We start from the raw sequence: 11982 nt of genomic DNA on the forward strand, positions 1-11982 counted from the left end.
GGATGTTTCGTAACTGAAGTGTCTTGTCTGACGTTTCGTCTCTGTCACCTGAGCGGCTCATCAGCCGGCGACGACCGTGGACAGCAGCGCCATCCCTCCCACCAGCAGTGCGGCCATCACCAGTCCCACCACCAGAAAGTCCAGCGCATGGCCGTGCTCGAAATCACGCTTGCGATTGGCCTCCTTCTGGACACCAAAGAATGCTGCCAGTACGGATTTGACTTCATTGATCATGATCGCCTCCTTGTCGGTGACCTCACGCAATTCATCATCTGGGCACAGGGTTGTTGAAGCCTGAGTTGTTGAAGCCTGAGTTGTTGAAGCCAAGGTTGACTGGGGACAGCACAGGATGCTCGCGCGCATTCCAGCAGAGGAAGCTATGCTCAACTCAGCTCAGGTTGCGAAGCCTGTGCCACTAGACACCACCCACTATCACTATTGGTCACAATAACGCCAAACACCAGCTGCCCCGCTGGTATTTCCCCCAAGGTTTGCACTCATCAGCTATCAGATACCATGAGACAGGAGTCCAGAATGCCAGTCGCCAATCAACCGATGCAGCCTTTCGCTGCCATGTTCAGCACCCCACTGCCCTGGATGAATCGACCCGACGACCTCGTGCATCCCCTCGCCCCCTTGATGCGTTGTCAGCAGGTATGGTGGACCCTGAGCCTCAAGGCATATGAGCAGGAAATCGAGTTTATTCGCATGTGGCAGACCAAGAGCATGGAAATGGGCCAGTGCCTGCTATCGACCGGGTTCGTTGACCCTCACGAGTCGAAGGAGTGCCTGACGGAGATCGTCAGTGATGTGCAGGAACATACCGTCAAGCGCCTGCAACGCCTGCAAGGCCTGACAGATGAGTTGAAGGAAGCCATCTGGGAGGAGATCTAGGCCCAAGCCCGAGGTCGAGGACCGGTGGGAGCGTTGCCGAATGAAGCTTGCCGTCAAACAGGCAAGCGGTCTCGTAGATAAGTCGGCAAGCCAATAATTCGCCAAGCAGGTAAGCCAATAACAAGACGTCAGAAAATCTATCGGGCTAGATAATCCATTGGATCCAGATGCGCCAAGCGAGAAACGCACAACGCCCAGCCTTCAGGAAGAAGTGCTGGGCGTTGTGCAAGAGACGTCAGCCAAGACTAAGGCTTACGCTGACTCCTCTGACTCCGCGTCTCCCTTGAAGGCCTCAAGCTCACGCAGCCATGTCTGGGCGGCCTCGCGATCGAGATCGAATTCCGCGATCAGACTCTCGAGCCGCGCCACGAACTCCGCTTCACGCTGCTGGGCGCGCGCGTCGTCGGCATCGTGGTTCGACTCAGCGGCGGGCGCCGGCTGAGAAGAGCGATCCAGCGCATTCAGCTCTTCCGCCAACGCCTTTTCGAGCTCATCAAAGAGAGCACGCTGCTTGCGAGCACTGGCAATGATCTTTTCATCATGTCGGTTCATGCACGATTTTCCACTTTTGATCTTGTCGACAACAAGAAGACAACGCTATGAGTTCACTGCAGGACGATGAGCGACAATTTGACTTGCAGCTTATGCACGACACCTTCAACACTCGACCGGCGCGCCTCAAATCAAGATGTTAGCGAGCCTCTTCTGGACAGCCATAGACAAATGACAGATATCTTCTTGAAAGCCATACAGAAAACTAGCTTCATCATGCCCCTTTCAACGCCTGCTCGCAAGACATCGCGCGATACGCAAAGCGCGCAAGTACCCTGAACTGGGGCTTCACGGAGTGTTGGGCACTCTCACTTGGCATCTGGACGGCAACACCGTAGCGTTGGCTAGATGACGTCGATGCCTGAAACGACATCTCATGGGTGTTGCGCTAGCCGCTATGCTCGAAACAGTGCCATCATCGCCCTTCGCAGCGCCACCGCATCACTCATGGATGACGTGACTCGATGTGAAGTGGTCCAATTGGAGCGGACACCCCGATAAGCCTCATAATAGAGGCGATGGAGGTGTTCATGACCAAGAAGACTCGACGTCGGTATTCCGATGAATTCAAGGCCGATGCGGTGAGCCTGGTGAGCGATCAGGGATATACCGTATCCGAGGCAGCTCGGCGCCTGGGAGTTGACCGTAGCTTGTTGGACCGTTGGTGCCGCAAGCAACGTCAACAGACTTCAGGCGCCTCGAGCCAACACGCGGATGATCGCGACGACGAGATCAAGATGAAGTGGTCCAATTGGAGCGGACACCCCGATAAGCCTCATAATAGAGGCGATGGAGGTGTTCATGACCAAGAAGACTCGACGTCGGTATTCCGATGAATTCAAGGCCGATGCGGTGAGCCTGGTGAGCGATCAGGGATATACCGTATCCGAGGCAGCTCGGCGCCTGGGAGTTGACCGTAGCTTGTTGGACCGTTGGTGCCGCAAGCAACGTCAACAGACTTCAGGCGCCTCGAGCCAACACGCGGATGATCGCGACGACGAGATCAAGATGCTCCGCGAAGAGGTTCGTAAGCTTCAGATTGAAAAGGATATTTTAAAAAAGGCGGCGGCCTTCTTCGCCAAAGAATCGAGCTGAGATATCAGTTCATCGAATCGGAGAAGGCCGCCTATCCAGTGGCCTTGCTGTGTCGGGTCATGCAGGTCAGCCGGAGTGGTTTCTATGACTGGCGACGGCGTGGCCCAGATGATCATCGCCAGGCCCTTCACCGTGAGGTCAGAGAGATCCACCGCCGGAAGCGAGGCAGCTACGGCAGCCGCCGCATCGCCAAAGAGCTGCAACGTCGTGGCTACGAGGTTGGCCGTTACCAGGCCCGGAGTCTGATGCGGGAAGCCGGCGTAGAAGCAAAGCAGCGGCGCCGCTGGCGTCATACGACCGACAGTGAGCACAGCCTCCCGGTGGCGCCCAACCTGCTCAACCGTCAGTTTTTGGTGTCGGAACCGAACCGGGCCTGGGTGGCCGATATCACGGCGATCTGGACGTTGGAAGGGTGGCTCTACTTGGCGGCAGTGCTCGATCTCCACGACCGGCAACTTGTTGGTTGGGCGATGGCAGACCACATGCGCACACAGTTGGTTCTGGACGCCTTGGAGATGGCCGTAGGGCGCCGGCAACCCAAGAGCAGATTGATCCACCACAGCGACCGCGGCAGCCAGTACGCGTCACATGACTACCGATCCACGCTGGATCGGCACGGGTTCCAGACCTCCATGAGCCGCAAGGGAAACTGCTGGGACAATGCTGTTATGGAGCGGTTCTTCGGCTCACTGAAAAGCGAGTGGCTGGCTGACCAGCGATATGGAACCCGCCAAGCAGCACGGCGAGATGTGATCGAATATATCGAGATGGAGTACAACAGCTGCCGACTCCACTCGACCTTAGGCTACCGAACGCCGAGGGATATTGAACTGGCTGCTGCGGCTTAAAAATGTGTCCGCTCTCACTTGACCAGAACAGTGATCAAGGATAGTGATCTCTCTCGACATGGGCCAGATACCGGCCCGCCCGATCTTCGCTCCCCGGACAGACAGCGTCCGTTCGGCAAACCCTTGCGCCTGTGGCTGGGGTTGACCGCACTCTCCTGTCTCTCGCTTGGCGGCCTGCTGGTATTTCAGGAATCGCAGAGTCGCGAACAGGACATTCTGCAGGCCCAGGCGACCCAGATGCTGGTCGCCAGGGAGCGGCGTCAACAGGCCAGCCTGATGGTGGAGCAGACACTGGGCATGATCGCCTCGCGACATCGCGATTACGAGCATCGTCTGCAACGTCTTCTCATCACCACCATGCGCTCACCGTCACTGGGCATCAGCCATCTGAGTGGTCGTGATCGCTCCTTCGTCAGCACCGAACTGTTGCGCCAGTTCCCGGACCTGCGCATCAACCCGGACTGGATCGACATCGTGCAGCTCCCCACCACGCTCCACCCTGACTGGTGGAATCAGGAGCTGAATCAGCGCCTCAACGCGGGCATGCGCAAGGCGCAATTCCTGCGCGGCACGGATGCCGGACTGGTGTTTGCCGTGCCTCTGGGGCAAGAGGAAGACAGCCCCGGCGCCGTGCGCCTTGATCGACGACAGCAGCCTGCCCCTTGGGCGCTGGTGCATATCGACCCGAAGATGGTGGCCTTTCTGGTCGCCAATGAGCTGAGACAATCTCTGCACGCGAGTATCGAGCGCGAGGAAAGCCGCTATGTCTGGATCAACGATATCCTGGACCCGGCCGGCGGTGAGGGCTATGCACGCCGCTTGATCCATCCTCTGCTGCCCGACACCGAAGGCAAGCTGCTGTCGACCGAGTACCAGGACAGCAGTGGCCGCTTCCCGTATCGCACCGAGCTCGAGGGTGTCTTGAACGGCAGTGGCATCTACTTCGATTACCGCTTCCCCAAGCGCCCGGGCGCCGAGCAGGTCGATAAGACCGCCTACGCCGCCCTGTATCCCCCCTTCCAGTGGATCATCGCCAGCGGCGTCTATCTCGATGACATCAGTGAAGCCGCCTTCAAGGCGCACGCAGACTTGATGAAGAAGAAGCACGCGTTGGAGCGTTGGCACTTCCTGATCACCCTGCTGGTGACCTTGATGCTCTGCCTGGCCTTTGGCTACGCCTTCCTGCGCCAATATCGTGAGCGACAGCTGCAGATGCGCCAGCGCATGAATCAGCTGGAGCATGAGCTTGAACAGCGCGGCGAAGACAGGCTCGGGTCGGTGATGCGCATGATCCGCGAGGAACGCTGCCCCGAGCGCTCGGGAGAAGACTGGCTGGCCGCCAATCTTGTCAGCGCCATCGCGACACGACTCGGGATGGACCGCCAGGAAATCGCCACGCTGGAACGCGTCGCCACGCTGGAACGCGTCGCCATGCTGCACGATATCGGCAAGCTGGCGCTGCCTGACTCACTGCTGCGACCACGCGATGAACTCCATTTCGATCAGTATCACTTGCTGCGTCGCCATGTCGAGATCGGGGCACGCATGATGGAAGACGCCCTGATGGCGCCCGCCGAAGCTGACCTGCTGCGTGCCAGCCAGCAGTTCATGCTCGGTGCCTGCAGCAGGTTGGCACCGCATGCAAACGGCAACGCTGATGCGCTCTCCCAGCCCGCGCAGTCCTCTACAACACCTCCTGCTGCGTCTCCGTCCGGGTCTCCTTCTGCGCCTTTTAATGCAGACATCCCACAGGCGGAGCAGGCTTCTACCGATATTGCTGCAACGTCGCTTGGCGAGACGTCCCTCGCTGCCAGCACTCTGGCGCTGGTCGTGCAGGTCATCGATCTGGTGCGTCATACCGGGGTCAGTGAGGCCCAGGCGCTGTGCGATATCGAACACCGTCATGGCCATCTACCGCCAGAGTTGCTGCAGGCGGCGCGTGAAGTACTGACGGAGCAACCGATACCGCCGGCGCCCACCCTGCATCGACTCTGCCCGCAGCAGGTAGAACGTGACCCGAACCGGTGGCGCGACAGCCACAGTGGCTGCTTCACCCGCGCACTGCTGGATACCGCTCTCGAAGCGCTGGCCCGCGAGTGTCAGGACGCCATGGGGCAGCACATCACGCTGTGCCATCTTCGTCTGTGCCGGAAGGGAGGCGCGCGACGCGACACTGGCGACAGACAACTTGCGCCACTCGATGCCCAGCTTGGCCCGCATCTGAATGCCTGCTTCTATCCGTTGCGTGTCTTCCGCGTCAGCAAGGGCAACTTCATCGTGATGGGCCATCAATGTCGGGATATCTCGCCTGCGCAGAAAGTGACTCGCCACCCTGAAGGCAATGAGCCACTGTTCGAGGCGCCAGCCAATGGCACTGCCTCGCCGCCCACCGCCGACTCCCTGACATCGCTGCTGTCATCGCTGGAGGACACTGCGACGCTGGAGGTCACGCTGCTCGATCTCTCCTGTGCCCAGACACTCAAGGAATGGCAATTGACCCTCAATGGACACCTGGCTCGCTACCGGCATCGGCTTGACCCGGTCATGGCGCCAGACTTCTTCTATACCCGCTTCCCTATGACCCGCTCTGCATGTAACCCGCCTTCTCAAGGCCACATAACCACAGGGGCCAGACATCGCGTCTGGCCCCGATCGTTGTGGGCACACCCCTTTTTACTACCATCCTTGTTACCCGCCTCCTTGTTAGCTGCGCCCTTGTTAGCTGTGTCGGGCGAACTTCTCGCGCGACCAAAGTTGAAGTGTTTGCGCCTTGTTGAAATGTCCGACATTTATTAATGTGTGTTCAGACATTTATTCTGATGCTCGGAACCTCATGTGTCAGCGCCGCGCTCGCAGGCGACGCGATGCAGTGACTCTCCTGACCATCCCTCATGACAGGCATCTCAATGACCGACTCTCTGGCGACAGCCGCGCTCGCCACTGACAGCGCCTCGGCGGACGACGCGACCCCGCGCAGCATGGAGGCCATCGCCACCTGCATGGCGCGGGAAATCCTCGCGGGCAGCTTCGGCCCCGGTGACAGCTTTCCGCGTGAACTGGACCTCTGCCAGCGCTTCGACGCCAGCCGTAACCGTGTTCGCAATGCCTTGGCTCAGCTGGTGAGCGCCGGGCTGCTGGAGCGCACCGCCGGGCGCGGCACCATCGTGCGCGAGATGAGCGAATGGCAGCTGCTGGACCCGCTGATGAGCCATTGGGTCAGCGGCCTCGACGGTATCAATTCGGACCTGATGCGCGAGATCTACGCCTTCCGCCTGTCCGTCGAGCCCTATGTCAGTGCGCTGGCCGCAATGAAGGCCAACGCCCAGGACCTCGCGCGCCTGGAACGCGCCTTCGAAGGCATGGTCAATACCGCCAATGACAGCTCGCGCGAGGCGCATGCCGAGCACGATGTCGCCTTCCACGAAGCCATCTACCACGCCACGCACAATCTGGTGTGGACACAGCTTGGCAGTTTGCTGCGCCCTTCCATCAGCCAACTGATTCACAGTACCCAGCAGTCCGCGCAGCAGCATGATCACAGTCATCATCGCGCCAGCCTCGATCGTCACCGCGCGGTGATGGAGGCCATTCGCCTGCGTCAGCCCGAGATGGCACGCACCTGTGCCGAGCGCGTACTGGAGACCGCAGCGCGCGATCTTGGCTTCTCACCGGACCACCCACAGCTGGGGCACCGCCGCTTCTGATGCTGATCAGGCGTCAGCTGATGACGGCTTGTCCCACGACCCGTTTCACCTGGCGCTGACCCTCCTTCAAATGCCCATTCTCATAAGGATGCATCCGTGAAAATCACCCGACTCAAGACTTGGCAAGTTCCGCCGCGCTGGCTGTTCCTCAAGATCGAGACCGATGAAGGCTGCTATGGCTGGGGCGAACCGGTCATCGAAGGCCGCGCCGCGACGGTCGAGGCCGCCGTGCACGAGCTGTCCGATTATCTGGTCGGTCAGGACCCGCGCAATATCGAGCACCTGTGGAACGTGATGTACCGCGCGGGCTTCTACCGTGGCGGCCCGATCCTGATGTCCGCCATCGCTGGCATCGATCAGGCGCTGTGGGACCTGAAGGGCCGTGATCTGGGAGTGCCCGTGCACCAGCTGCTCGGCGGCCCGGTGCGCGACAAGATGCGCATGTATGCCTGGACCGGTGGCGACCGCCCGTCAGATGTCGGCGCAGGCGCCAAGGCGCTGGTCGATCAGGGTTTCACCGCCTTCAAGATGAACGGCACGCCAGAGATGCAGATCGTCGATTCGCACAAGAAGATCGATGATGCGGTGGCACGTGTCGCCGAGGCTCGTGACGCGGTCGGACCGGATGTCGGCATCGGCATCGACTTCCATGGCCGCGTGCATCGGCCGATGGCCAAGGCGTTGCTGCGTGAGCTGGAGCAATTCCACCCGATGTTCATCGAGGAGCCGGTCGCGCCTGAGCACCTGCCGTCGCTCAAGCACATCGCCGAGGGCATCGCGACGCCCATCGCCACCGGCGAGCGCCTGCACACCCGCTTCCAGTTCCGCGATCTGCTAGCGGACGGCATGGTCGACATCATCCAGCCGGATCTTTCCCACTGTGGCGGCATCAGCGAAGGCCTGAAGATCGCCACCCTGGCCTCGGCCTACGATGTGGCGCTGGCCCCGCACTGCCCGCTCGGCCCGCTGACGCTGGCGGCCTCACTGCAACTGGATGCGGTGTGTCACAACGCCTTCATCCAGGAACAGAGCATGGGAATCCACTACAACAAGGACAACGACGTACTGGATTACCTGGTCGACAAGGATGCGCTGGCGATCAAGGACGGCTTCTGCGCCATTCCGCAGGGCCCGGGGCTGGGCGTCGAGATCGACGAAGCCTTCGTCGAGGAGCGTGCCAAGGTCGGCCATCGCTGGCGCAATCCGGTGTGGGCCCACGAAGACGGCTCCGTCGCCGAGTGGTAATGCCGAGCAAGCCGCAACGCACCCGCTGACAACCTAGACGCCATGCCAGGACAGGCCTTCCGCCGAAGGCCTGTCACGCTCAATGAAGGATTCGACATGACTCGTACCGCATCATCCACGTCTGAAAGCCCCGCCTTCGCCGACTTTCGCTACCCGGACCTCGAAGGCGCCAGCGTCTTCATCACCGGCGGTGGCTCCGGTATCGGCGCCGCGCTGACCGAAGGCTTCCTCGCCCAGGGCGCCAAGGTCGCCTTCGTCGGCCTGTCCGATGCCAGCGAATTCTGTGACGCCATGGAAGCTCGCTACGCCAATCGTCCGCTGTTCATCCCCTGCAACATCCAGGATATCGAGGCGCTGCAGGCCGCCGTCGCTCAGGCGCGTGAGGCCCACGGCCTGATCAACGTGCTGATCAACAACGCCGCGCGTGACACCCGTCATAGGCTGGATGAGTGGACGGTGGAACAGTGGGATGAATCCATCGCTACCAACCTGCGCCCGCAATTCTTCACCGCCCAGGCCGTCGCCCCCGACATGCGCGCGCTGGGTGGCGGCGCCATCATCAATCTGTCCTCCAACAGCTACATGCTGGGGCTGGGCGGCTACCCGACCTACGTCACCGCCAAGGCCGGCATCATGGGCATGACCAAGGCACTGGCGCGCGAGCTGGGCCCGGACGCCATTCGCGTCAATTGCCTGATTCCGGGCTGGGTGATGACGGAGCGTCAGCGCGAGCTGTGGGTCAACGACAAGGACTTGAACGAGTGCATTGACCAGCAGTGCCTGAAAAAGGCCATTCCGGTCGAGGACATGATCAATCCGTGCCTGTTCCTGGCCTCCAGCGCCTCGCGCATGATGACCGGCCAGCCGATGGTGGTAGACGGAGGCCGAGTGTGAGCGCCCTCAGCGTCACGCCGGCCTGGATCGCCGTCGATTGGGGCTCCAGCAATCTGCGCGCCTGGGCCGTCACTGACGAAGATGAGGTCATCGCTCAGGCCAGCAGTGCCCGTGGCATGCTGGGACTAGCGGCGGATGAGTTCGAGGATGTACTGCGCGTGCTGATCAATGATTGGCTGCCCGACGATGAGACCTCTCCCATGCCGGTGCTGATCTGTGGCATGGCCGGCGCGCGTCAGGGCTGGCAGGAAGCGGCTTATCTGCCGCTGCCCGCAGAGAAGACGCCTTCCCGTGATGTGCTTGCTGCCCTCAGTGAGCGGCTGACCCATGTCACGACGCGCGACAGCCGCCTTGCCGTCGCCATCGTGCCGGGCCTCTGTCAGCAGCAGCCGACCTACGATGTCATGCGTGGCGAGGAGACCCAGCTGGCGGGCCTTGTCGCCGACCAGCCCGACTACAGCGGAGCGGTGTGCCTGCCCGGCACCCACGCCAAGTGGGCGCATCTCGCCAATGGCGCCATTACCGGCTTCAGCACCTTCATGAGCGGCGAACTCTACAAGCTGCTCAGTCAGGATTCGGTGCTCAAGCACTCCGTCGCTGCTGGAGATCTCACCGACGCCACCCAGCGCGATGCCTATCTGGAGGGCATCGATACAGCGCTTGCTGCCCCGGAGCGCACCACTGCGCAACTGTTCGGCATTCGTGCCCGCGATCTGCTCGATACATCTCTGCCTCAGAGTGACGCTCGCAAGGCGGTGCTCGGTGCACGCCTGTCAGGCCTGGTGCTGGGGCTTGAGCTGGCGGGCGCCACTGCGGAGTTTTCAGATCACACCACCATCACCCTGATCGGCGACGTCGTGCTGTGCCAGCGCTATCAGGTCGCGCTGGAGCATCTGGGCTATCAGGTCACCACCGCGGCCAACGCCGACATGATTCTGGCAGGGCTCGGACGCATCCGGCGTGGGCGATCATCCGCACAGGCATCGTCGTCGGGCGGTGGCTTGTCATCAAAACATGCCTCTGTGAACCATTGATTGAGCATTTCTGGCATTGCCAGCCAGCATTTCTCTCTTCACACAGCCCTTGTTCACACAGCTCCTCTTCAAATAGACCCATTTCTGGAGATTGCCATGAGCCTGCCTCTGGTCGCCATACTGCGCGGTGTGACACCGCAAGACGTCATCGCCATCGCCGACGAGATCATCGCCGCCGGCATCACCCGCATCGAAGTCCCACTCAACTCCCCACAACCGCTGGAGAGCATCGCCGCGCTGGTCGAGCACTGCGAGCGCGCGCATGACGGCAAGATCCTGATCGGTGCCGGCACCGTGCTGACCCCACAGCAGGTACGCGATGTGCACTCCGCCGGCGGCCGTCTGATCGTCTCGCCCAATGCCGATGTCGACGTCATCCGCGAAAGCCGCCGCCTGGAGATGGTCTCGCTGCCCGGCATCGTCACGCCGACGGAAGCCTTCGCGGCTCTCGCTGCCGGCGCCTCGGGCCTCAAGCTGTTCCCGGCGACTCAGGTCGGCATCGTCAACATGAAGGCCATGCTGGCCGTGTTGCCCAAGGACATCGAGCTTTATGCCGTCGGCGGCATCGGCAGTGACAACTTCGCCGAATGGCGTGCGGCGGGTGTCCACGGCGCCGGCCTCGGCACGGCCATCTACACGCCCGGTCTGAGCGCGGCCGAAGTGGGTGAACGTGCCCGCACGCTGGTCGCGGCATGGCTGGCGGCAGACTGATAACGACAAGTCACGCCGCCGCAAGAGTGACGAGACAACGAACAGAGCACGCATATCGCAAAGGAGCAGCAGATGATGTCATCCCCAGGCCTTGGCACTGCCAGGCGCGTCGTCGCCAGTGGCTGCGAGCTGGGCGAAGGGCCGGGCTGGACGCCCACGACAAGCACCCTACCTGCGCGGGTGCGCTGGCTGAACATCCTCGCCGGCGAGCTGCATCACGCGGCCGCGGACGGCAGTGATCACGTCATCACTCAGCTGGCGCGCCGCACCTCCTACGCAGCCGTTACCCAAGACGGCGATTACCTGCTGGTCGGCCAGGGAATGCTCTCGCACTTCAATCCCGAGACCGGCGCCGTGGAGGATTTCATGCCCTTCGAGGCGGACGCGGCGCCGGCCACGCGCAGCAATGATGCGCGGGTCGATCGCCACGGCAGTCTGTGGCTGTCGAGCATGGGCTGCAACGCCGAGTCCGGCGCTGGCAGCCTCTATCGACTGCATCGCGGAGAGCTGACCCGCGTACTCGAGGGGCTGACCATTCCCAATGCGCTGTGCTTCTCGCCGGATGGCCGCTTCGCCTATTTCACCGACACCGTCACCGGTCAGGTGATGCGCTGGCAGCTGGACGCCGATGGCTGGCCACTCAAGTCAGCAGGTGAATACAACGCCCCCGAAGTCTGGGCCGATCTGCGGGATGCCGGCGGTGGCCCGGATGGCGCCGTGATCGATGCCGAAGGCCATATGTGGATCGCGCTCTGGGGGGCCGGCCGCGTGGCAAGGCTGGACCACGACGGCAAGGAAATCGCTCATGTGGCGCTGCCGGTCAGTCAGCCTTCGTGCCCGCTGTTCGGTGGCGAAGGGCTGAGCACGCTGTATGTCACCACGGCGCATGAAGGCATGGCCGCGCCGGATCATGCGGCAGGTGATGGTGACCTCTTCGCGCTGGATCTGTCAGCACACGGCTTCAAGGGACTGGCAGAGCCACCGCTGGTGCTGGGCTGACACCGC

The 11982-nt window shown here is 61.7% G+C and carries 10 protein-coding genes and 2 pseudogenes; 10 read left to right on the forward strand and 2 right to left on the reverse strand.

Features of this window, described 5'->3' with window-relative positions; translation table 11 throughout:
- Positions 1-60 precede the first annotated feature (60 nt).
- The gene (locus CLAM6_RS08930; protein ID WP_082388754.1) at positions 61-234 is read right to left on the reverse strand and encodes a DUF2970 domain-containing protein; all 174 of its coding nucleotides are present in this window, start codon (positions 232-234) and stop codon (positions 61-63) included.
- A 300-nt stretch (positions 235-534) separates the two neighbouring features.
- Between CLAM6_RS08930 and CLAM6_RS08935 the strand changes: the two genes are divergently transcribed.
- Positions 535-894 carry a hypothetical protein gene (locus CLAM6_RS08935; protein ID WP_153635789.1) on the forward strand — a complete coding sequence of 120 codons (360 nt, stop codon included), beginning with the start codon at positions 535-537 and terminating at the stop codon, positions 892-894.
- A 252-nt stretch (positions 895-1146) separates the two neighbouring features.
- On the opposite strand, the gene CLAM6_RS08940 is transcribed toward CLAM6_RS08935, so the two are convergent.
- On the reverse strand, positions 1147-1446 hold the full coding sequence (locus tag CLAM6_RS08940; protein WP_153635790.1) for a hypothetical protein: 300 nt from the start codon (positions 1444-1446) through the stop codon (positions 1147-1149).
- Positions 1447-1976: 530 nt separating this feature from the next.
- Here CLAM6_RS08940 and CLAM6_RS08945 point away from each other — a divergent pair.
- From CLAM6_RS08945 to CLAM6_RS08985, 9 genes and pseudogenes are all read left to right on the forward strand, one after another.
- A pseudogene (locus CLAM6_RS08945) lies at positions 1977-2183 on the forward strand (transposase); the annotation flags it as partial.
- A gap of 64 nt (positions 2184-2247) precedes the next feature.
- A pseudogene (locus CLAM6_RS08950) lies at positions 2248-3389 on the forward strand (IS3 family transposase).
- 30 nt (positions 3390-3419) lie between these two features.
- Positions 3420-6185 (forward strand): cache domain-containing protein, encoded by a 2766-nt coding sequence (locus CLAM6_RS08955; RefSeq protein WP_153635792.1) that lies wholly within the window; start codon positions 3420-3422, stop codon positions 6183-6185.
- 110 nt (positions 6186-6295) lie between these two features.
- Positions 6296-7093 carry a FadR/GntR family transcriptional regulator gene (locus CLAM6_RS08960; protein WP_242007793.1) on the forward strand — a complete coding sequence of 266 codons (798 nt, stop codon included), beginning with the start codon at positions 6296-6298 and terminating at the stop codon, positions 7091-7093.
- Positions 7094-7189: 96 nt separating this feature from the next.
- A complete protein-coding gene (gene dgoD, locus CLAM6_RS08965; protein WP_153635793.1) occupies positions 7190-8338 on the forward strand; it encodes a galactonate dehydratase in 1149 nt (382 codons plus the stop codon).
- 96 nt (positions 8339-8434) lie between these two features.
- Positions 8435-9232, forward strand: a complete 798-nt coding sequence (locus tag CLAM6_RS08970; RefSeq protein ID WP_153635794.1) for an SDR family NAD(P)-dependent oxidoreductase — start codon at positions 8435-8437, stop codon at positions 9230-9232.
- Positions 9229-10266 carry a 2-dehydro-3-deoxygalactonokinase gene (locus tag CLAM6_RS08975; RefSeq protein WP_153635795.1) on the forward strand — a complete coding sequence of 346 codons (1038 nt, stop codon included), beginning with the start codon at positions 9229-9231 and terminating at the stop codon, positions 10264-10266. Before CLAM6_RS08970 ends, CLAM6_RS08975 begins: the two co-directional genes overlap by 4 nt.
- Before the next feature lie 96 nt (positions 10267-10362).
- Complete coding sequence (locus tag CLAM6_RS08980; protein ID WP_153635796.1) at positions 10363-10977, forward strand: 2-dehydro-3-deoxy-6-phosphogalactonate aldolase; 615 nt, start codon at positions 10363-10365, stop codon at positions 10975-10977.
- Between the two features lie 72 nt (positions 10978-11049).
- Positions 11050-11976 carry an SMP-30/gluconolactonase/LRE family protein gene (locus CLAM6_RS08985; protein WP_242007632.1) on the forward strand — a complete coding sequence of 309 codons (927 nt, stop codon included), beginning with the start codon at positions 11050-11052 and terminating at the stop codon, positions 11974-11976.
- Positions 11977-11982: the final 6 nt, after the last annotated feature.

The organism is Cobetia sp. AM6, from assembly GCF_009617955.1.
In the GTDB taxonomy this organism is placed as follows: Bacteria; Pseudomonadota; Gammaproteobacteria; order Pseudomonadales; family Halomonadaceae; genus Cobetia; species Cobetia amphilecti.

Bases quoted from the DNA above. Each gene is read 5' to 3' on its own strand.
- CLAM6_RS08930 (WP_082388754.1), bottom strand. From the start codon at position 234: ATGATCAATGAAGTCAAATCCGTACTGGCAGCATTCTTTGGTGTCCAG.
- CLAM6_RS08935 (WP_153635789.1), top strand. From the start codon at position 535: ATGCCAGTCGCCAATCAACCGATGCAGCCTTTCGCTGCCATGTTCAGC.
- CLAM6_RS08940 (WP_153635790.1), bottom strand. From the start codon at position 1,446: ATGAACCGACATGATGAAAAGATCATTGCCAGTGCTCGCAAGCAGCGT.
- CLAM6_RS08960 (WP_242007793.1), top strand. From the start codon at position 6,296: ATGACCGACTCTCTGGCGACAGCCGCGCTCGCCACTGACAGCGCCTCG.
- CLAM6_RS08970 (WP_153635794.1), top strand. From the start codon at position 8,435: ATGACTCGTACCGCATCATCCACGTCTGAAAGCCCCGCCTTCGCCGAC.
- CLAM6_RS08980 (WP_153635796.1), top strand. From the start codon at position 10,363: ATGAGCCTGCCTCTGGTCGCCATACTGCGCGGTGTGACACCGCAAGAC.
- CLAM6_RS08985 (WP_242007632.1), top strand. From the start codon at position 11,050: ATGATGTCATCCCCAGGCCTTGGCACTGCCAGGCGCGTCGTCGCCAGT.